Genomic DNA, 21268 nt, shown 5'->3' with positions numbered 1-21268 from the left:
GGGGTGCAATATATAAGGAGCAAAGATTGCAGTTGCAACGCGTGGTAGAGTATGGCAAAAATCGAAACATTACAGTCAAAATTACGGAGATCAAATAATGATTTTTAAACAGAATCAAAATTATTGGGCAGTTTTTGATGCTAATAAAGAAGCTCTGATTGTTCAAACATGTTCAGGTTTGGGGTTAACGGCAATAGACCACCTATATCCCCCCCATATCCTGCCATTGGATACCGACAATGAAACTTTAGGCACGACGGTCTTGCAAGCGTTGGCGAACAGCAGGACTTTCGTTTATGACAGTCCAGAAGACCAAGATTTTTTTGATACCGAAAAAATTCGGCAACGCTATGAGGATTGGGTTGCCAACCTATGCGGGAACTTGGGCTATAAAACCAGACGCGCCCTATTTAAAAACATGATGAGCGGGGATATTTGGCTGCACAACGGCTGCCTGAAAATCAGCCCAAGCCGCCATGTCAAGCTGGAAGCGTGGGATGCCATTGATGCAGACGATGTAATTTTATCATTGGATAACAGCCCTGAAGAAATCGGAGCAGGTTTAAAGTTGGCATTGAGCCGCTGCCGATAATATTTGACAAAAGGCCGTCTGAAAGCCGGAAACTTTTTTCAGACGACCTTTTTATTAGACTCAAAGCCTGCGTGCGTACCGCACACACCTTACCTACATAGGTTTAATGCGGGCTACGGCTTGCTGANGATAAAGTTATTAAGGAATTTGGCAAATATGGAAAAGATTGAGAAATTTAAATCTGAATTATTGGATAACATTTTTGAGTACATTCAATGCATATCTATTTTTGTCCACAAGAAAAAGATATATTATTTGATTGATTATAAGGAAAATTTCATATTAAACATGAAATTAGACTTAGATTTGGATTTTAAAAACGGTAATATTACGTTAGAACAATATCAGGATGAAATGAATAGTTATTATTACCGAAACGGCATCTGGCAGTTAACTAAGGACAATTTTGAAAGCTATCTTCAATCAGATTCAGTCATTGAATTAAAAAAGGATGAATTGAAGGAACTGATGGTTCAGTGGTTTACTTCTGATGAAGCGGTAAGATTATATTCCGTTGTCGAGAACAAGCTGTCATACAATGATCCTATCTCAGATTCTGGCCGGCAAAGTGATTTCTTAAAAATCAATCAGATTTCTTCGAGGCTGCCTTTATTCTATGTCAATTTTGACACTGAAGTGTACTTACATATGGATTGGGACAGATGTCATGAAGATTATGTCTATGATGGCTGGTTTTCAAAGGCGATGGATTTTGGGTATTTAATACCGGACGAATTTTGTTATTGGAAAATTGAAGGACGGGATTATTGGAAATTTAGACAATTATAAAGATAAGCAAACCATAGCTTGTATGAATTCAAAAGGCCGTCTGAAAAACAGCTTCGACAAAGACGCGGTTGCCAAAGAGGTCGACCTACAAAGGGAAGTAACGCAGGAATTTGGTAAAAACGCCACCCAAGCCACAGCGGCCGTTGCAGACAAACTCGGCAAAACCCGAAGTTACAAACGGTATCAGGAAGCCCGAACCCTGCTGGAGGCCGAACTGCAAAACAAATCCGACACAAAAAACCGCCCGAGAAATCCGGACAGCGGTTCAAACAGGCTGCCCCGTTTAACGGGCGCGGCAGGAAGTTTCGACCGAATTGCCGTAGGCATCGGTAAAGCCGAAAAAGGCTTCGCCGCCTTTCTGGTGCCACTCGGTTCCGTTTCCAAACAAACCGTGTTCGGCGGTATAGCGTTCGCCGGATGCGGCAACGTCGGAAGAGAGGACGGCACGCCTGCCGTCCAGCCGCAACGCGATTTTGCCGTCGTCCAAACGACGGACGCGCACAGACAAACCGTTCTCGCAGGAAAATGCCCGAAAATCTGCCGGGCCGGCTTGGTTTTGAACAGGCGGCATATGCCCGCGTCCGCCGCCATCATACGCTTCCGGCACGGCACAGGCCGCCAAAGACAAAACCGGTACGGTCAGCGCGAAAAACCTGATATTATAAAAGCTCCCCACTTGGAATAGTAACCAATGAAACGAATTAAAAAAATATTTCATACTTGGAAAATACAACGTCAGCTTCAAGCAAATTATCACTTCATTTCAAGTAATCCTGATATATATATATAAGTCAGAAAACTATCCAGATAGTTTTCTAAGTAGGTTATTAAGCAAACAACATTCATAATTGACGAGAATCCCGTTCCTAGAAAAATTTACACTTTTTGGACTGGTAACAATCCTATGTCAGAATCCCGTCAATCGCATTTTGAGCTTCTGAAACTAGTTGCAGGAGTAGAAGTGGTATTGATTACTCCAAATAATTTATCAGAATATATTTTACCTGAGTATCCACTGCACCACGCATTTAAATACTTATCCTTAGTACATAAAGCTGATTATCTACGTTGCTATTTTATGCATCATTACGGTGGAGGTTATAGTGATATTAAAGCTGCTCAATACAATTGGAGTCCTGTTTTTGACACTTTAGATTGTAGTAATGCATATTTTATTGGCTATCCTGAGATTAAAGCAGAAGACTTAGCACCTGTTGAAGGCAAGATTGGCGAAGATATGCGATGTTATTTTAGTATAATAGCAGGGAATGGTGCCTATATTTTTCGCAAACAAACCCCTTTCACTCAAGAATGGTATAACGAACTATTAAATAGAATGGATAATTACGCTGAGCAACTGGAGAATAATCCTGGTAACGTTCTAGGCAATAACCCTGGATACCCTATCCCTTGGACAAATATATTAGGAGATATATTTCACCCTTTATGCTTGAAATATACTGATAAAATTCTCCTTGATAATACTTTACGTCCAAATTTGGAAAACTATCGTTAAATTAATAGCGTGGTTAACATCTAAACATTTAATTACTATTTATACAGCATGAATAAAAAGAAAATATGTTTCAACACACAGGACGACACATTAAAGCACCGCCCTATGTGCCGTCCTGATTTGGAAGAGGTTGCGCCCCCAAAATAAAGTCTGATTCTACCGCCCCGAAGGACAGATGTCCGAGTGGCGGAGGTTCAACCGAAAAGGAAACACGATGAATCAATAATCCGGATTGCGCGCCCCTTTCCCGTATTCCGACACCGCCTTTTGCCTGACGATGCCGTCTGAACCTGCCTGCCCGCCTGGAGGAATGTAAATTTTTTCCAAATTCCAAGTAAAAACCGCTATCAGTGTGCTAATTTGCGTTAAAATCCTATTCGGCGTTTAACGTTTTGTGCGCGTACATTCCTGCACTGTTTGATGCGGGCATAAGGCACAAATCCCGACAAGCGCACTGTTTCATACTTCGTCAATCATTCAGACTCCGGTTTGTGCCCGTGCCGGTGGGCGGTTCGGTCGTTTCCCGCCGTTCAGGCATATTCCGACAGTGTGAGATAAGGATTTATTCGATGAAATCACTCAAAACCTTCCTCATTTGGGGCATAGTGGTACTGGTCGGCTTAGCATCCTTTACCACTCTGGCCCTCAGCCGAGGCGAACAGGTCAGCGCGGTATGGATGGTTACCGCCGCCATATCCGTTTACTGCATCGCCTACCGTTTTTACAGCCTCTACATCGCCAACCGCGTAATGCGGCTCGATCCTAACCGCCTGACTCCGGCAGAACGCCACAACGACGGCTTGGACTATGTTCCGACGCACAAAGGCGTATTGTTCGGACACCACTTTGCCGCGATTGCGGGCGCGGGCCCTTTGGTCGGTCCGGTTTTAGCAGCGCAAATGGGTTACCTGCCCGGTACTTTGTGGATTATCTTCGGCGTGGTATTTGCCGGTGCGGTACAGGATATGATGGTCTTGTTCGTCTCTATGCGCCGCGACGGTAAGTCTTTGGGCGATATTGTGAAACAGGAACTCGGCACTGTCCCCGGCGTGATTGCGTCCATCGGTATTTTGATGATTATGGTCATCATTATGGCGGTGTTGGCGTTGATTGTCGTAAAAGCACTTGTTCACAGCCCTTGGGGTACGTTTACCATTGCAGCAACTATGCCGATTGCCCTGTTTATGGGTATCTACACGCGCTATATCCGTCCGGGCAAAATCGGCGAGATTTCCATCGTCGGCTTTATTTTGCTGATGCTGGCGGTAATTTACGGCGAAGATGTGGCGAAAAGTTCCATCGGGCATTGGTTCGACCTTGACGGCATCCAGCTCACCTGGGCGATTATGATTTACGGCTTTGTCGCCTCCGTATTGCCCGTATGGTTGCTGCTCACTCCGCGCGACTATCTCTCCACCTTCCTGAAAATCGGTACGATTGCGGCCTTGGCTTTGGGCATCGTCATCGTCAATCCCGCTTTGCAAATGCCTGCCGTAACCCACTTTATCGACGGTTCGGGTCCGGTATTCTCAGGCGCATTGTTCCCATTCTTGTTCATTACCATCGCCTGCGGTGCGGTTTCGGGCTTCCACGCGCTGATTTCCTCCGGCACTACGCCGAAAATGCTGGAAAACGAAACCCACGTCCGCATGATCGGTTACGGCGGTATGTTGATGGAAAGTTTCGTAGCCATTATGGCGCTTGCCGCCGCCGCTTCGCTCGATCCCGGCGTGTACTTCGCCATGAACAGCCCAGCCGCCCTGATCGGTACGGATGCCAATACCGCCGCCGAAGTGATTACCACCAAGCTGCAATTCCCTGTCGATGCGGCAACCCTGTTGCACACCGCTAAGGAAGTGGGCGAAAACACCATCCTTTCCCGTGCGGGCGGTGCACCTACCCTCGCAGTCGGTATGGCGCACATTATGAGCCGCCTGATTCCGGGCGAGGCGATGATGGCGTTCTGGTATCACTTCGCCCTGTTGTTTGAAGCCTTGTTCATCCTGACCGCTGTCGATGCCGGTACGCGCGTCGCACGTTTTATGATTCAAGACTTGGGCAGCATCTTCTACAAACCTTTCGGCAACACCGACTCCATCCCCGCCAACCTGATTGCGACCTTCTTCGCCGTGGCATTGTGGGGCTACTTCCTCTACACCGGCGTAACCGATCCGCTGGGCGGCATCAACTCGCTCTGGCCTTTGTTCGGCATCGCCAACCAAATGCTGGCAGGCGTAGCCTTGATTATGTGCGCCGTGGTGCTGATTAAGATGAAGCGCGACCGTTATGTCTGGGTGGCACTCGTTCCCGCCGTCGGCGTACTGTTTGTAACCTGCTACGCCGGTCTGCAAAAACTGTTCCACAGCGACCCGCGTGTCAGCTTCCTCGCTCATGCCGGCAAATACAGCGACGCATTGGCTAAAAACGAAGTCCTTGCACCCGCTAAAGACATCGGCGAAATGGCGCAAATCATCTTCAACGACAAGATTAATGCCGGTCTGACCATCCTCTTCTTGTCGGTTGTCGTGATTGTCGCCGCGTACGGTTTGCGTACCGCCCTCAAAGCACGCAAAGTCGGCTGGCCGACCGCCAAAGAAATCCCAGCGGTGTACCGCGACGGCAAACAGCCGGAGGTACAAAGTGAAGCATAAGCTCGCGTCTTGGTGGAAAACCATCAAGCTGACGGCAAACTTGATGGCAGGCGTGCCCGATTATGAAAACTACGTTGCACAACAACGCAAACATAATCCCAACGCCCCCGTGATGACCAAGCTGCAATTTCAAGACTATTGTCGCAAACGCCGCTGCGGTGCAAACGGCGGACGCTGCTGTTAAGCCTGCTTGAAACAAATGCCGTCTGAAACCGATTTCAGACGGTATTTTATCTTGAAGTTCCACACCAAAAGGCAAACAGCTACAATATCCAGCATCAAGCCCCTATAGACCAACCATGAAAAACCTTATCATCTTCAATCAACCCTACGGCGTTATCTGCCAATTTTCACCGCACGAAAAACACAAAAGCCTCAAAGACTTCATCAACCTGCCCAGATTCTATCCTGCCGGACGGCTCGACACCGACAGCGAGGGGCTGCTTCTGCTGACCGACGACGGCAGACTTCAAGCACAAATTACCGACCCCAAATTCAAACACCCCAAAACCTACTGGGCGCAACTGGAGGGATTGCCCGACGAAAACCGATTAGAAAGCCTAAGAAAAGGGATAGACTTGGGCGATTTCGTTACCCGTCCGGCAACCGTCCGCATCTTGAAACACGGCGAAGCAGATTCGTTATGGGAGCGCATCCCGCCGATACGCGTCCGCAAAACCGTTCCCGATTTTTGGATTGAAATTACCATTTCTGAGGGCAAAAACCGCCAAGTCAGGCGAATGACCGCCAAGGCGGGCTATCCCTGCCTGCGTCTGATCAGAGTGGCAAGCGGCAGACTGAAACTGTTTGATTTGGATTTAAAACCCGGGGAATGGGCATACGCCCCGTTCAGACCATAAAGCCGCACTGTCCTGCCATTATCCTTTTGCCCCTGCCGCTTAACGCTTAAAACAATTAGTAAAGCAAGGGCTTATTCTAATTATCTAAGATGGCCTCAAATTTTTTACCGATTGAAACATCTTTAATCACGATGAGCTACAAATTTTAAAAGCAGAAATGGTTTTCTCCGTCGGGAGGATTAAAAATATGTCGTCCGAACGTTCGGGCGGCAGACAAAACGGCACTGCCCGATAAAGGCAGTGCCGTTGTCCGTTTCAAACCGTAAAACATCAGCCCAAATCAAAGGCTTTATGCAATACCCTGGTTGCCAGTTCCATGTATTTTTCATCAATCAATACGGAAACTTTGATTTCGGAGGTTGAAATCATTTGGATGTTGATGCCCTCTTCGGCGAGCGTGCGGAAGATTTTGGCGGCTACGCCGACGTGCGAACGCATACCCAAACCGACTGCGGAGACTTTGCACACGGTGTCGTCGCCGTCGATAGAGGCCGCGCCGATACTGTCTTGGCGTTTCGACAGGATTTCCAAAGTCTGTTTGTAATCGCCGCGCGGTACGGTAAAGGAAAAATCGGTTGTGCCTTCGCTGCCGACATTTTGGATAATCATATCGACTTCGATGTTGGCATCGGCGACCGCGCCCAAAATCTGATAGGCAACACCGGGTTTGTCGGGTACGCCGCGCACGTTGATACGGGCTTGATTTTTATCGAATGCGATACCGGTTACGGCGGCTTTTTCCATGTTGTCGTCCTCTTCAAAGGTAATTAAAGTGCCGTTGCCGCCATCTTGCAGGCTGCTCAGTACGCGCAGGCGCACTTTGTATTTTCCGGCGAATTCTACTGAACGGATTTGCAAAACTTTCGAGCCGAGGCTTGCCAGCTCAATCATTTCTTCAAACGTTACCGTATCCATACGGCGCGCTTCGGGTACGACGCGGGGGTCGGTGGTGTAAACGCCGTCTACATCGGTATAGATTTGGCATTCGTCCGCTTTGAGGGCTGCGGCGAGTGCAACGGCGGAAGTGTCGGAACCGCCGCGTCCGAGCGTGGAAATATTGCCTTCACTGCTGATGCCTTGGAAGCCGGCAACGATGACGACTTTGCCGGCGGTAAGGTCGGCGCGCATTTTTTCGTCATCAATGCTTTCGATGCGGGCTTTGGTGTGGGCGGTATCGGTTTTGAGGGCGACCTGCCAGCCGGTGTAGCTTTTGGCTTCCACGCCGATATTTTTCAATGCCATCGCCAAAAGGCCGATGGTTACTTGTTCGCCGGTGGAGAGGACAACGTCCAATTCGCGCGGATCGGGATGCTCCTGCATTTCGTGCGCCAGCGCAACCAGGCGGTTGGTTTCGCCGCTCATCGCGGATACGACAACAACGATATCGTGTCCTTCGGCGCGGGCTTTAGCGACACGTTTGGCTACGTTTTTAATGCGTTCGGGCGAGCCTACGGATGTGCCGCCGTATTTATGTACGATTAACGCCATGTTTCGTGCTTTCTTGTGTAGGGTTGGTCGGGCAGCATGGTTTGCTGGAAAAGCGGCTATTATTACTATTTTTTACATGAAGTTCAAGAACGGACTGCGCTTTCCCGCCTGCCGTTTGACAGCGGTCAGCAAAAAACCTGTTCTTTCAGATTTTTGACAAAATGCCGTCTGAACGGTTTTCAGACGGCATACGGACAATAATTAAGCAACGGACAATGCATTTTGCTGATATCGCACCAGCTCTCTTATGCCTTGTTCGGCCAATCCGATCAGTTTGCCCAATTCTTCCAAACTGAATGGCGCGCCTTCCGCCGTTCCCTGTATTTCGATGATTTTTCCCGATGCGGTCATCACGATATTCACATCACTGTCGCAGCCGGAGTCTTCAGGATAATCCAAATCTAAAAGCGGCACGCCGTTCACTACGCCTGCGGATACGGCGGCAACGGCTTCGCGGATGGGGTTTTCGGTCAATATGCCGTCTGAAAGCAATTTTCCGACGGCGATTTGCAACGCGACGAACGCACCGGTAATCGAAGCCGTGCGCGTGCCTCCGTCCGCCTGAATCACATCGCAATCAATCAAAATTTGTCGTTCGCCGAGTTTTTCCATATCCACGACCGCGCGCAGCGAACGCCCGATCAAACGTTGGATTTCCTGCGTGCGCCCGGACTGTTTGCCCGCCGAGGCTTCGCGGCGCATCCGGGAAGCGGTGGATGCAGGCAGCATCCCGTATTCCGCCGTTACCCAGCCTTGGTTTTTACCGCGCAAAAACGGTGGGACATTTTCATCCACGGAAGCGGTACAGATAACTTTGGTATTACCGCATTCAATAAGACACGAACCGTCCGTATGCGGCAGGAAATAAGGGGTGATTTTGATATCGCGCAGGCTGTCGGCGGCGCGTGAGGTGCGGATGTAATCAGGCATACTGCCCTCCCGTTAAAAACAGATAAATTAAAAAGCCTTAAATATGAAAAATCACATTTAAGGCCTTCAAACTGAAAATTTCTACGCCTCTTCGGCTTTGCTGCGGATAATCAAAAGCGGCAGGTGGCTTTGGCGCATTACCGTTTCGGCGAAACTGCCCATCAAAAGGTGCATCAGCCCGGTACGTCCGTGCGTGCCCAACACCAGCAGGTCGGCACCGTTTTCATCGGCATAATCGACCAAATCCTGCGCCATTTCGCGCGCACCCTTATTGGCAACCAGCAGGTGTTTGACGGTATTTTCCACACCCAGTTCCCGGGCGGTGCGCTCGGCGGCATCCAAAACCTCGTTGCCTTGTGCAATGGCGGCTGCCTCGTAACTCTCGTGTTGCAAAAATTCAGGGGCAAGCGCCATATATTCGGCAGGATTGGCAACGTGCACCAAAGTCAGGCGCGCGCTGTTGACTCCTGCAAGTTCGGCGGCATGTTTCAGGGCATTGATGGAAGTTTCACTGCCGTCAACGGCAACGACCAGATGTTTGTACATATCGTATTCTCCTTTTGCACCGTCTCACGGTGCCGTCTCTTCAGGTTTGCGCAAAGGCAGTCTGCGCCGTTTCATTATAGACCCGCCGTCGGGCTTTATACAACAGCCGAACAGCCTGACTGCTTTCCAGTATAATATGCCGCTTCCGTGCAGTCAGGCATTTTTTGCCGGCTTTCGTTCACTTTTTGATTTGACGCAATCTTGCAGGATTCGACCATGTCCGACAACGCTTTGACCTCTTCGCGACGCTTCGGCGGCATCGCCAGACTCTACGGAGACTCTGCCTTGGCGCACTTTTCACAGGCACACGTCTGCGTAGTCGGCGTGGGCGGTGTCGGCTCGTGGGCGGTCGAGGCTTTGGCGCGGACGGGCATCGGGCGTTTGACTTTGATTGATTTGGACAACGTTGCCGAATCGAATGTCAACCGACAACTGCACGCCCTGACCGGCGACTTCGGCAAAGCAAAAGTTACCGCCTTGCGCGAACGTATTACACAAATCAATCCGCAATGCGAAGTGTTTGAAATTGAAGATTTCGTTACCGAAGACAATTTGGACGAAATATTCGGCACAAGCTTCGATTTCGTCATCGACGCAATCGACCAAGTGCGCGTCAAAGCGGCAATGGCGGCTTATTTTGTGGAACGCAAACAACCGTTTGTCCTCAGCGGCGGCGCAGGCGGACAAAAAAATCCGGCGTTGATCCAAACCGCCGATTTGAGCCGCGTAACCCACGACCCGCTGCTTGCCAACCTGCGCTACACCTTGCGGAAACGCTACGGCTTCAGCCGCGATACGAAAGCCAAAATGCGCGTGCCGTGCGTGTTCTCAACCGAAAACATCACGCCGCCGCAATCGGGCGTGGCGTGTTCTGCCGATGCCGCACCGCAGGGCTTGTCGTGCGCCGGCTACGGCGCAAGTATGCTCGTTACCGCTTCGTTCGGTCTGTATTGCGCGCAGGCGGCGGTGGAACACATCGCGGGCAAAAAATAAGCAATGCCGTCTGAAACAGGATTCAGACGGCATTTGAACAAACTATGGTTATGATTTAGGACAACAAAGGATACGGATAAAAAATAACATAAAATAATATACCAAGTATCGGAGAGCTATTTAATGGAATTCGTTAATAATTTAGTTATTTTTTCATTTTTATTACTAATGCTTATTCCGATATTTTTTGTAGTATATGGTATATACCATAAGATACGTTGTCGCAAAATATGTATCCTAATAACAAGTTTTACATTATTAGTGGTAATACTTTGCAGTATGTATTACATATATTGCCGTTATCTTGACCAACAAAAAGTAGCTTATTATTGCATAGATAAACAATGTATTTCTATTGTTCATCTATACAAAGATTATGGTATAAACTCTCCCACATATGCGAGAATTTACGCAGGAAAAATATTGTTTAGATTTCAAGTAAGAGCTAAAAATTACGCTGAATTACTTATGGAAGATGATATATCAATTAGTAAAAAAATTTTGGGGAATAAATTTATCATTTATGGGTCGCTACCTGTAATATACGGTAATGTAGATAATATTGAAGTAAAAGAAGCTACTGGTTATATAGATAGAGCCAGTACTGATTATATTGTCTCAAGAAACTTAAAATTCAGACATTTATATTAATTAAGAGGTTTTAGCAAGAGTGCCGTCAAAATATAGGGCGCATCATCGAATTCGCGAAAGACAAACGCTACGATGAACGTTTCAAGGATTTGAAAAAAGAATCCATAGGCTATCTGAACCGGCATCCCGGTTTGGTAGCCGACTACCTGAAGGCGGCAATCAAGCTGTCGGTTCAGAAAAACCAGCATCAGCACGCCTAAAACCGTATTCACAACCTGCTCCTTTTCAAAACATTTGCATTTAAAAGCCGTTATAATGCCGTCTGAACATCTGCCCGACCACATTATGCGTGAATGCCGGCAGATTGTTTTCTTTTGTAAACTTATGTTAAAATCCACTTACCGATTCACGCCATGCCGCCCATCCCTGCCCCATCCGCACCATCCGAGCACACCGTCGCATGGGTATTCGGCCAACCCGTTACCGATTTGCCCCGGGATTTGTTTATTCCGCCCGACGCGCTGAAAGTCGTATTGGGCAGTTTTCAAGGCCCTTTGGATCTGCTGCTGTATCTGATCCGCAAACAGAATATCGACGTACTAGATATTCCGATGGTGAAGATTACCGAACAGTATCTGCACTATATTGCCCAAATGGAAGCCTATCAGTTTGATTTGGCGGCGGAATACCTGCTTATGGCGGCCATGCTGATTGAAATCAAATCGCGCCTGCTGCTGCCGCGTACCGAAGCCGTCGAAGACGAAGAAGCCGACCCGCGTGCCGAGCTGGTGCGCCGCCTGTTGGCTTATGAACAGATGAAGCTGGCGGCACAGGGTTTGGACGCGCTGCCCCGAGCCGGACGGGATTTCGCATGGGCGTACCTGCCTCTGGAAATTGCCGTCGAAGCCAAGCTGCCCGAGGTTTACATCGCCGATTTGACGCAGGCATGGTTGGGCATTCTTTCTCGGGCAAAACATACGCGCAGCCACGAAGTGATCAAAGAAACCATCTCCGTGCGAGCGCAAATGACGGCAATCCTGCGCCGTTTGAACGGACACGGAATATGCAGGTTTCACGACCTGTTCAATCCCGAACAGGGTGCGGCTTACGTGGTCGTCAACTTCATCGCACTGTTGGAGCTTGCCAAAGAAGGATTGGTCGGAATCGTACAGGAAGACGGTTTCGGAGAAATCCGAATCAGCCTCAATCATGAAGGGGCGCATTCAGACGGCACGACCGGGACAGAAACACCGGATTGACCTATTTAAAAAGGATCATGATGACAAGCAAACAAAACCAAGCCTCATTATGGGCGGTAGGACTGATGCTGTTTGCCCTGTTTTTCGGCGCAGGCAACCTCATCTATCCAGCGTATCTCGGCCAACAGGCAGGAGAAAACTGGCTGATTTCCATGCCCGGCTTCTTATTGACCGGCGCAGGCTTGCCACTATTGGGCGTAATCGCCATCGGCTACTCGGGTTCCCGTGATGTCGAAGCACTCGCCTCGCGTGTCGCGCCCTGGTACGGCGTAGCGTTTGCCGCCTCCCTCTACCTTGCCATCGGCCCGCTGTTCGCCATGCCTCGGACGGCGACGGTTTCCTTTGAAATCGCCGTTTTACCGCTGATCGGCAATCTTTCCCCGAATATGGCTCAGGCAGTATTCAGCCTGTTTTTTTTCGGGCTGACTTACTGGCTTTCGATGTCTCCGGGCAAATTGGTTGACCGCATCGGAAAAATCCTGACGCCTGCACTCCTGCTGACCATCGCCGTATTGGTCGGTTATGCCGCACTCAACCCCATCGGCGCACCGCTTGCCGCACAAGGCGATTTTGCCGTCCGCCCGATGATTAAAGGCATTTTGGAAGGCTACGGCACGATGGACGCCCTCGCCTCGCTCGTATTTGCCATTATCGTTATCGACGCCGTCCGCGCCATGGGGGTCGACAACCGTTCGGACCTGCTGAAAACCACCGCCATATCAGGCCTGATGGCTGCAGGCTGCCTTGCTGCGGTTTACCTGCTGATAGGCTATATGGGGGCGACCAGTGTGGCGGGAATCGGTTTGCAGGAAAACGGTGCGCTGGTATTGTCGAAATCGGCACAATACTATTTCGGACTGGGCGGCAACCTGCTGCTGGGCGTTATCGTACTGCTTGCCTGCCTGACCACCGCTGTCGGCCTGGTTACCTCATGCGCCGAATATTTCAACCGCCTCTGTCCGGGCATTTCCTACAAAACCTTCGTCATCATCAATACGCTGGTTTCCATTGTCTTGGCAAACAAGGGTCTGTCAGCCATCCTACAGATTTCCATCCCCATGCTCATGCTGCTTTATCCGCTGACCATCGTACTCATCCTGCTGGCCCTGACCGATAGGCTGTTCGGCAGCAGCCGCATCGTCTATTTCTGCACCATGATGCCCGCACTGGCGGTCGGCCTGCTCGATGCATACAAAACCGCCTTCGGTTTCAGCGAAACGGCAGCAAAAGCCATCGACAAAGCCCTTCCCCTATACAGCATAGGACTGGGTTGGATTATTCCCTCTTTAACCTGCTTTGCCTTAGGCTGCCTGCTCAATGCGGCCGTAAGGAAAAAATCCTGAAACCATGCCGTCTGAAAGACCTTCAGACGGCATTTTCGGTACACAGGGCAAATGTGATGTGTTCTAATACGTCCTAAGCCGCCACCAGAAACTGGGAGAACCGCCGCATGACAGGCATCATACATTCACTTCTTGACACCGACCTCTACAAATTCACTATGCTGCAAGTGGTTCTGCACCAGTTTCCGCAGACACACAGCCTTTACGAATTCCGATGCCGCAATGCCTCAACTCCCTATCCGCTTGCCGATATCAAGGAAGACTTGGAAAAGGAACTTGACTCACTCTGCCAACTGCGCTTTACCCATGACGAACTCGGCTACCTCCGCAGCCTGCGTTTCATTAAAAGCGATTTCGTCGACTATCTCGAACTCTTCCAGCTCCAACGCCGCTTTGTCGAAGTCGGCACCGATGCCGAAGGCCGTCTGAACATCCGTATCGAAGGCCCCATGATTCAAGCGATGTTCTTTGAAATCTTCATCCTTGCCATAGTCAATGAACTTTACTTCCGCCGCCTGGAAACCCCTGCGGTCATAGAAGAAGGCGAACGCCGGCTTCAAGCCAAAGCCGCGCGTCTGAAAGAAATAGCCGCCACACAGAATCCGGACGATCCGCCCTTCCTGATTTCCGACTTCGGCACGCGCCGCCGCTACAAGCTCGCGTGGCAGGAACACGTCATCCGCACCCTGCTCGAAGCCGCCCCAAGTATCGTGCGCGGCACCAGCAATGTCTTTCTCGCCAAAAAACTCGGCATTACCCCCATCGGTACCATGGCGCACGAATTCCTCCAAGCCTTCCAAGCACTCGACGTGCGCCTGCGGAATTTCCAAAAGGCCGCGCTCGAAAGCTGGGTACACGAATACCGCGGCGACCTCGGTATCGCATTGACCGACGTGGTCGGCATGGATGCCTTCCTGCGCGATTTCGACCTTTATTTCGCCAAGCTCTTCGACGGTTTGCGGCATGATAGTGGAGACCCCTACGAATGGGGGGACAAAGCCTACACGCACTATAAAAAACTCAAAATCGACAGCCGGACCAAAATGCTGACCTTCTCCGACGGGCTGGATATCGACCGATCTTGGGCTTTGCACCAATATTTCAAAGACCGCTTCAAAACCAGTTTCGGAATAGGCACCAACCTGACCAACGATATGGGGCATACGCCTTTGAATATCGTGTTGAAACTGGTCGAATGCAACGGTCAGTCCGTCGCCAAGCTCTCCGATTCTCCCGGAAAAACCATGACCAACAACAATACCTTCCTTGCCTACCTGAGGCAGGTATTCGGCGTTCCCGCCGTACAAACATCCTAGTCCCCGGCAACAATCCCACAATTTCTATTGCTGCCGTACAAATTCTTTTAAAATACCGCCTGATTTGAATTTAACCGAAAGACCGAACTTCATGAACCTACACCAAACCGTCGAACACGAAGCCGCCGCCGCCTTTGCCGCTGCAGGCATCGCCAACAGCCCTATTGTTTTGCAGCCGACCAAAAACGCCGAACACGGCGATTTCCAAATCAACGGCGTGATGGGTGCGGCGAAAAAAGCCAAACAAAATCCGCGCGAATTGGCGCAAAAGGTCGCCGAAGCATTGGCGGGCAACGTCGTGATTGAAAGCGCGGAAGTAGCCGGTCCGGGTTTCATCAACCTGCGTCTGCGCCCCGAATTTCTCGCGCAAAACATTCATGCGGCTTTGAACGACGCGCGTTTCGGCGTGGCGAAAACCGCCCAACCGAAAACCGTCGTTATCGACTATTCTTCGCCCAATCTGGCAAAGGAAATGCACGTCGGTCATCTGCGTTCCAGCATCATCGGCGACAGCATTTCGCGCGTGTTGGCATTTATGGGCAACACTGTCGTCCGCCAAAACCACGTCGGCGACTGGGGTACGCAGTTCGGCATGTTGGTCGCTTATTTGGTCGAGCAGCAAAAAGACAATGCCGCGTTTGAGTTGGCGGATTTGGAACAGTTTTACCGCGCCGCCAAAGTACGCTTTGACGAAGATCCCGCCTTTGCCGATACCGCACGCGAATACGTTGTGAAGCTGCAAGGCGGTGATGAAACCGTATTGGCATTATGGAAACAGTTTGTCGATATTTCGCTCTCGCACGCCCAAGCCGTTTACGACACGCTGGGCTTGAAACTGCGCCCCGAAGACGTGGCAGGCGAATCGAAATACAACGACGATTTGCAAGCCGTGGTCGATGATTTGGTTCAAAAAGGTCTAGCGGTCGAAGACGACGGCGCGAAAGTCGTGTTCTTGGACGAGTTTAAAAACAAAGAAGGCGACCCCGCCGCGTTTATCGTGCAAAAACAAGGCGGCGGCTTCCTCTACGCCTCCACCGATTTGGCGTGTCTGCGCTACCGCATAGGCCGTCTGAAAGCCGACCGCCTGCTGTACGTCGTCGACCACCGCCAAGCCCTGCACTTTGAGCAACTCTTTACCACTTCCCGCAAAGCAGGCTATCTGCCGGAAAACGTCAGTGCGGCATTTGTCGGCTTCGGCACGATGATGGGCAAAGACGGAAAACCGTTCAAAACGCGCAGTGGCGACACCGTGAAACTGGTTGATCTGCTGACCGAAGCCGTCGAGCGCGCCACTGCTTTGGTGAAAGAAAAAAATCCCGAATTGGGTGCGGACGAAGCCGCTAAAATCGGCAAGACCGTCGGCATCGGCGCAGTCAAATACGCCGACTTGAGCAAAAACCGCACCAGCGATTATGTGTTCGACTGGGACGCCATGCTCTCGTTTGAAGGCAACACCGCCCCCTATCTGCAATACGCCTACACCCGCGTGCAAAGCGTGTTCCGCAAAGCAGGCGAATGGGACGCAACTGCGCCAACCGTTTTGACCGAACCTTTGGAAAAACAACTGGCCGCCGAGCTGCTGAAATTCGAAGACGTGCTGCAAAGCGTGGCGGACACGGCGTATCCGCACTACCTCGCCGCCTACCTCTATCAAATCGCTACCTTGTTCAGCCGCTTCTACGAAGCCTGCCCGATTCTGAAATCAGAAGGCGCAACCCGCAACAGCCGCCTGCAACTGGCAAAACTCACCGGCGACACGCTGAAACAAGGCTTGGATTTGCTGGGCATGGATGTGTTGGACGTAATGTAAAACCGCACCGCCCGATTGCGGACAACAGCCCCGCAATCAACCGGCGGACCATCCTCATCCGAATCTGAAAAAAGCGGCGCGATACACCGTATCCGCCGCCCCTCCCAAAATGCGAAACAGACAAACGCCAAGCAAGCAAGCAAGCAAGCAAGCAAGCAAGCAAGCAAGCAAGCAAGCAAGCAAAAAATTATAACCCCCTTCCTGCCGACGCACGCACTTTCCGCGCGGCGCATTCCCCTTTTCCCGCCCCTCAAACCCGCCTTTTCTTCAGGCAGGGTTTCAGCCCGCCTCTTTTCCCTGTTTTCCTTTCCCCGACACGCGCGCGCGACCCCTGCCGCACCGTGCCGCATTTTCGCGCCCGGACGGCATCGGTCTGTCATCCGGTTCTCTGTTTTAAATACCCCTGTTTCAGAAAGAAATGCAGATGTTTCAACACACAGGACAACATATAAAGCACCGCCCTATGTGTTGCCCTGATTTGGAAGGGGTTGCGCCTCCCAAATAAAGTCTGATCCTGCCGCCCCGAAGGACAGATGTCCGAGTGGCGAAGTTTCAACCGAAAAGGAAATACGATGAATATTCACACCCTGCTCTCCAAACAATGGACGCTGCCGCCATTTCTGCCGAAACGGCTGCTGCTGTCCCTGCTGATACTGCTGGCCCCCAATGCGATGTTTTGGGTTTTGGCACTGCTGACCGCCACCGCCCGCCCGATTGTCAATTTGGACTACCTTCCCGCCGCGCTGCTGATCGCCCTGCCTTGGCGTTTCGTCAAAATTACCGGCGTATTGGCGTTTTGGCTGGCGGTTTTGTTTGACGGGCTGATGATGGTGATCCAGCTCTTCCCTTTTATGGACCTCATCGGCGCCATCAACCTAGTTCCCTTCATCCTGACCGCCCCCGCCCCTTATCAGATAATGACCGGGCTGTTGCTGCTGTATATGCTGGCGATGCCGTTTGTGTTGCAGAAAGCCGCCGCCAAAACCGACTTCCGACACCTTGCCGCCTGTGCCGCCGTCGTGGCGGCAGCCGGCTATTTCACCGGCCATTTGAGTTACTACGACCGGGGGCGGATGGCCAATATCTTCGGCGCAAACAACTTCTATTACGCCAAAAGTCAGGCGATGCTCTACACCGTCAGCCAGAATGCCGACTTTATTACCGCCGGCCTGGTCGATCCCGTCTTCCTCCCCTTGGGCAATCAGCAGCGTGCCGCCACGCATCTGAACGAGCCGAAATCTCAAAAAATCCTCTTTATCGTCGCCGAATCTTGGGGGCTGCCGGCCAATCCCGAACTTCAAAACGCCACTTTTGCCAAACTGCTGGCGCAAAAAGACCGTTTTTCAGTTTGGGAAAGCGGCAGTTTTCCCTTCATCGGCGCGACGGTCGAAGGCGAAATGCGCGAATTGTGCGCCTACGGCGGTTTGCGCGGGTTTGCACTGCGCCGCGCGCCCGACGAAAAATTTGCCCGCTGCCTCCCCAACCGTTTGAAACAAGAAGGTTACGCCACCTTTGCGATGCACGGCGCGGGTAGTTCGCTTTACGACCGCTTCAGCTGGTATCCGAGGGCGGGCTTTCAAGAAATCAAAACCGCCGAAAACCTGATCGGTAAAAAAACCTGCGCCATTTTCAGCGGCGTGTGCGACAGCGAGCTGTTCGGCGAAGTGTCGGCATTTTTCAAAAAACACGACAAGGGACTGTTTTACTGGATGACGCTGACCAGCCACGCCGACTATCCCGAATCCGACATTTTCAACCACAGGCTCAAATGCACCGAATACGGCCTGCCCGCCGAAACCGACCTCTGCCGCAATTTCAGCCTGCACACCCAATTCTTCGACCAACTGGCGGATTTGATCCGACGCCCCGAAATGAAAGGCGTGGAAGTCATTATCGTCGGCGACCATCCGCCGCCCGTCGGCAACCTCAATGAAACCTTCCGCTACCTCAAACAGGGGCACGTCGCCTGGCTGCACTTCAAAATCAAATAACAACAATGCCGTCTGAAAGCATCAACAGCCTTCAGACGGCATTTTGCAGACAGACCGACCCCCTCAAGCCCACTTTTTTCATCGTCGCTTTGTAAGAATCCAAAAATCCAAAATCACAGGAAGTTATCAAAAAAACAGAAACCATCCACCGTCATTCCCGCGCAGGGGGAATCCAAAGCCACGGGAATTTATCGGAAAAACCGAAACTTCTCCGCCGTCATTCCCGCGAAAGCGGGAATCCAGATCCGGAAACTGCAGAAATTTATCGGAAATAACTGAAACTTCTCCGCCGTCGTTCCCGCGAAAGCGGGAATCCAAAGCCACGGGAATTTATCGGAAAAACCGAAACTTCTCCGCCGTCATTCCCGCGAAAACAGGAATCCAGAAACCCAAAGCCACGGGAATTTATCGGAAAAACTGAAACGCCGCCGCCGTCATTCCCGCGCAGGCGGGAATCTAGGTCTGTCGGTGCGGAAACTTATCGGATAAAACGGTTTCTTCAGATTTTACGTTCTGGATTCCCACTTTCGTGGGAATGACGGGATGTAGGTTCGTAGGAATGACGTGGTGCAGGTTTCCGTATGGATGGATTCGTCATTCCCGCGAAAGTGGGAATCCAAAGCCACGGGAATTTATCGGAAATAACTGAAACGCCGCCGCCGTCGTTCCCGCGAAAGCGGGAATCCAGATCCGGAAACTGCAGAAATTTATCGGAAAAACCGAAACTCAAAAACAACGGAAACCGAACGGACAGGATTCCCTCCTGCACAGGAATGACGGCTCATACATCACCCCAAAAAATTGAAACCAAACAGATGGGATTCCCTCTTGCGTGAGGCTGACAAATGCCGTCTGAAAAACTTTCAGACGGCATAGCTTTTTCTCTTTGAATGTAAATTTGCCACAAAAAAGCCGCCTCAAATGAATACCGAGGCGACTTTTTGTTGATATGACTCCAATCAGCGGTGTTGCGGATTGTAACGTTTTTCCAAACGCAGGAATATCCAGCCTAAGAAAGTCGTCATCAGAAGATAAATCAGGGCGACGGTATAAAGCGGTTCTTCATAAACCGAGTACCGGCCCGTAATCGTTTTCTGAACATAGGACAACTCCGGCACGGCAATGACCGACAGCAGCGAGCTGTCTTTCAAGAGCGTGATGAACTCGCTTGCCAAAGGCGGCAGCATACGGCGCAATGCCTGCGGCAGGATCACATAGCGCATCGCCTGCGGATAAGTCATACCCAAAGAACGCGCCGCCTCCATCTGCCCTTTGTCTATAGACTGGATGCCCGCGCGGAAAATCTCACAGATATACGCCCCCGAGTTGGCGATCAGTGCCAAAGAACCGGCAATCAGCGGCCCATATCCCCGACGCAGCTCGACTGCCGCCTCGCCGCTGACCAAAATGCCGTCTGAAGAATTGACGAAAAACAGAAACCACACATACGCCCAAATCACAATCTGCACAAACAGCGGCGTACCGCGGAACAAGGTAACGTACAACAGGGAAAACTTACGCAGCACCCATGCCAGAGCACGCATCGGCGCACCGGCTTTTTCCAAGTGAATCAGGCGCGCCAATGCCAAAAGCAACCCCAATACCGAACCGCCCGAGGTCGCCACGACCGTCAGCCCCAGTGTCGTCAGTGCGCCATAAAGGAACATCCAGCGGTATTCGTAAATAATGTCAAAACGAAAATCCATATAGTGTCCGTATCAAAAACCGGCGAAACTGCCGCCGTTTCAAAATAATCCGCCATTTTACCGTAAAAACCGCCGCCTGAACTTTTTTATCGCGGCAGACGGCGGTTGCGCGTTTCCGCAAAAATGCCGGACGCGCGGTTTTCAGACGGCATTTGCCGTTCAAAGCCGTGCGGTGTCTTTACCAAATGCCCAACCATTCGCCCACGGCATCCGTCCAATCCTTATTGCCCCCGCCGTTCCTGCCTGCCCGGCGGTACGCCCACGGCGCTTGCGGATTTTTAGCTTTCCACAATCCTTTGCGTTCCCTTTCCGCCTGAATTTGAGCGTCGGCATAGTCGGCAAAATCCGCCTTATCCTGCTGTTCTTTAGCATAACTTTTATAATGCCACGCCGCCCCATCCTGCACCTGCATCAGGTTCAAATCGGTTTTGCCGACAGAAACCTGCGCCACTTCGCGCTGATAGCGGTCGGTATCGAACACGCGCACGCTGACTTTCCTGCCTTCCGCCGCCGCGCGCAGGTTGTCGCGCGAACGCGTGCCGTAAGCCTGCTTCATCTCCGGCGCATCGATATACGCCATACGGATTTTGTGTTTCGCGCCGTCGCCGTCGATGACGTGCAGGGTATCGCCGTCATAGACTTTGGACACCGTGCCTGTGTAGCGGTGGCCGGATTTCGCCGATGCCCGTCGGCGAACGGGTGCGTCGGAACCCACGTCCCCTGCCGTGCCGAGTACGTCGAGTACGGCAACCGCCGTCCGCACCGCCTCNCTGCCGTATCCCGTATAACCCAACGCACCCAAAAGCGACAGGGCGACGGGAAGCCATTTCATGATTTTTTTAATCTGCATATTTTTCAAATGCCGATGCCGTCTGAACATATCGGAA

The 21268-nt window shown here is 51.1% G+C and carries 20 protein-coding genes and 2 pseudogenes; 15 read left to right on the top strand and 7 right to left on the bottom strand.

Features of this window, described 5'->3' with window-relative positions:
* Window positions 1-97 precede the first annotated feature (97 nt).
* The 3 genes and pseudogenes from ACRPFF_RS03920 to ACRPFF_RS03910 form a co-directional block, all read left to right on the top strand.
* Window positions 98-592: a contact-dependent growth inhibition system immunity protein gene (locus tag ACRPFF_RS03920; RefSeq protein ID WP_411712292.1), complete on the top strand. Its 495-nt coding sequence runs from the start codon at window positions 98-100 to the stop codon at window positions 590-592.
* 156 nt (window positions 593-748) lie between these two features.
* Window positions 749-1381: a hypothetical protein gene (locus tag ACRPFF_RS03915; protein ID WP_432673836.1), complete on the top strand. Its 633-nt coding sequence runs from the start codon at window positions 749-751 to the stop codon at window positions 1379-1381.
* 34 nt (window positions 1382-1415) lie between these two features.
* Window positions 1416-1604 (top strand): annotated as a pseudogene (locus ACRPFF_RS03910) (hemagglutinin repeat-containing protein); the annotation flags it as partial.
* 60 nt (window positions 1605-1664) lie between these two features.
* Here ACRPFF_RS03910 and ACRPFF_RS03905 read toward each other — a convergent pair.
* Window positions 1665-2099, bottom strand: a complete 435-nt coding sequence (locus tag ACRPFF_RS03905; protein ID WP_432673849.1) for an MliC family protein — start codon at window positions 2097-2099, stop codon at window positions 1665-1667.
* A 186-nt stretch (window positions 2100-2285) separates the two neighbouring features.
* Between ACRPFF_RS03905 and ACRPFF_RS03900 the strand changes: the two genes are divergently transcribed.
* The 4 genes from ACRPFF_RS03900 to ACRPFF_RS03885 all read left to right on the top strand — a co-directional run bounded on the left by ACRPFF_RS03900 (window position 2286) and on the right by ACRPFF_RS03885 (window position 6408).
* The gene (locus tag ACRPFF_RS03900; protein ID WP_234403204.1) at window positions 2286-2897 is read left to right on the top strand and encodes a glycosyltransferase; all 612 of its coding nucleotides are present in this window, start codon (window positions 2286-2288) and stop codon (window positions 2895-2897) included.
* Window positions 2898-3466: 569 nt separating this feature from the next.
* Entirely contained in the window at window positions 3467-5548 is a 2082-nt protein-coding gene (locus ACRPFF_RS03895) for a carbon starvation CstA family protein (RefSeq protein ID WP_107863128.1), read from the top strand.
* Window positions 5538-5732 (top strand): YbdD/YjiX family protein, encoded by a 195-nt coding sequence (locus tag ACRPFF_RS03890; protein ID WP_002212918.1) that lies wholly within the window; start codon window positions 5538-5540, stop codon window positions 5730-5732. The genes ACRPFF_RS03895 and ACRPFF_RS03890 overlap by 11 nt, the downstream gene beginning before the upstream one ends.
* 115 nt (window positions 5733-5847) lie before the next feature.
* Window positions 5848-6408, top strand: coding sequence for an rRNA large subunit pseudouridine synthase E (locus ACRPFF_RS03885; protein ID WP_432673835.1), 561 nt, complete (start codon window positions 5848-5850; stop codon window positions 6406-6408).
* A gap of 270 nt (window positions 6409-6678) precedes the next feature.
* Here the strand turns inward: ACRPFF_RS03885 and ACRPFF_RS03880 are convergent, their stop codons facing one another.
* From ACRPFF_RS03880 to ACRPFF_RS03870, 3 genes are all read right to left on the bottom strand, one after another.
* Window positions 6679-7896, bottom strand: coding sequence for an aspartate kinase (locus ACRPFF_RS03880; protein ID WP_432673834.1), 1218 nt, complete (start codon window positions 7894-7896; stop codon window positions 6679-6681).
* Between the two features lie 201 nt (window positions 7897-8097).
* Window positions 8098-8826, bottom strand: a complete 729-nt coding sequence (gene rph, locus ACRPFF_RS03875; protein WP_432673833.1) for a ribonuclease PH — start codon at window positions 8824-8826, stop codon at window positions 8098-8100.
* An 81-nt stretch (window positions 8827-8907) separates the two neighbouring features.
* Window positions 8908-9372: a universal stress protein gene (locus tag ACRPFF_RS03870; protein ID WP_025457029.1), complete on the bottom strand. Its 465-nt coding sequence runs from the start codon at window positions 9370-9372 to the stop codon at window positions 8908-8910.
* 216 nt (window positions 9373-9588) lie between these two features.
* Between ACRPFF_RS03870 and ACRPFF_RS03865 the strand changes: the two genes are divergently transcribed.
* From ACRPFF_RS03865 to ACRPFF_RS03830, 8 genes and pseudogenes are all read left to right on the top strand, one after another.
* The gene (locus ACRPFF_RS03865) at window positions 9589-10365 is read left to right on the top strand and encodes a tRNA threonylcarbamoyladenosine dehydratase (protein WP_432673832.1); all 777 of its coding nucleotides are present in this window, start codon (window positions 9589-9591) and stop codon (window positions 10363-10365) included.
* Window positions 10366-10488: 123 nt separating this feature from the next.
* On the top strand, window positions 10489-11016 hold the full coding sequence (locus ACRPFF_RS03860; protein ID WP_432673831.1) for a hypothetical protein: 528 nt from the start codon (window positions 10489-10491) through the stop codon (window positions 11014-11016).
* A 17-nt stretch (window positions 11017-11033) separates the two neighbouring features.
* Window positions 11034-11171 (top strand): annotated as a pseudogene (locus tag ACRPFF_RS03855) (VENN motif pre-toxin domain-containing protein); the annotation flags it as partial.
* Window positions 11172-11369: 198 nt separating this feature from the next.
* Entirely contained in the window at window positions 11370-12215 is an 846-nt protein-coding gene (locus ACRPFF_RS03850; protein ID WP_432673830.1) for a segregation and condensation protein A, read from the top strand.
* Between the two features lie 17 nt (window positions 12216-12232).
* Window positions 12233-13558: a branched-chain amino acid transport system II carrier protein gene (brnQ, locus tag ACRPFF_RS03845; protein ID WP_311397829.1), complete on the top strand. Its 1326-nt coding sequence runs from the start codon at window positions 12233-12235 to the stop codon at window positions 13556-13558.
* Window positions 13559-13665: 107 nt separating this feature from the next.
* A complete protein-coding gene (gene pncB, locus ACRPFF_RS03840; protein ID WP_432673829.1) occupies window positions 13666-14874 on the top strand; it encodes a nicotinate phosphoribosyltransferase in 1209 nt (402 codons plus the stop codon).
* 91 nt (window positions 14875-14965) lie between these two features.
* Entirely contained in the window at window positions 14966-16684 is a 1719-nt protein-coding gene (argS, locus tag ACRPFF_RS03835; protein WP_432673828.1) for an arginine--tRNA ligase, read from the top strand.
* Between the two features lie 572 nt (window positions 16685-17256).
* Window positions 17257-18675, top strand: a complete 1419-nt coding sequence (locus tag ACRPFF_RS03830) for a sulfatase-like hydrolase/transferase (RefSeq protein ID WP_411712302.1) — start codon at window positions 17257-17259, stop codon at window positions 18673-18675.
* A gap of 959 nt (window positions 18676-19634) precedes the next feature.
* On the opposite strand, the gene ACRPFF_RS03825 is transcribed toward ACRPFF_RS03830, so the two are convergent.
* Genes ACRPFF_RS03825 through ACRPFF_RS03815 form a run of 3 tightly spaced genes read right to left on the bottom strand, consistent with a single transcriptional unit; the run spans window position 19635 to window position 21231 of the window.
* Window positions 19635-20381 carry an amino acid ABC transporter permease gene (locus tag ACRPFF_RS03825; protein WP_308073191.1) on the bottom strand — a complete coding sequence of 249 codons (747 nt, stop codon included), beginning with the start codon at window positions 20379-20381 and terminating at the stop codon, window positions 19635-19637.
* On the bottom strand, window positions 20365-20544 hold the full coding sequence (locus tag ACRPFF_RS03820; RefSeq protein WP_013448733.1) for a hypothetical protein: 180 nt from the start codon (window positions 20542-20544) through the stop codon (window positions 20365-20367). The genes ACRPFF_RS03825 and ACRPFF_RS03820 overlap by 17 nt, the downstream gene beginning before the upstream one ends.
* 15 nt (window positions 20545-20559) lie before the next feature.
* Window positions 20560-21231, bottom strand: coding sequence for a thermonuclease family protein (locus tag ACRPFF_RS03815; RefSeq protein ID WP_432673827.1), 672 nt, complete (start codon window positions 21229-21231; stop codon window positions 20560-20562).
* Window positions 21232-21268 lie beyond the last annotated feature (37 nt).

This window comes from Neisseria sp. SLRRB23, assembly GCF_050896295.1.
Taxonomy (GTDB): Bacteria; Pseudomonadota; Gammaproteobacteria; order Burkholderiales; family Neisseriaceae; genus Neisseria.
This window is presented reverse-complemented; position numbering and strand designations above follow the sequence as displayed.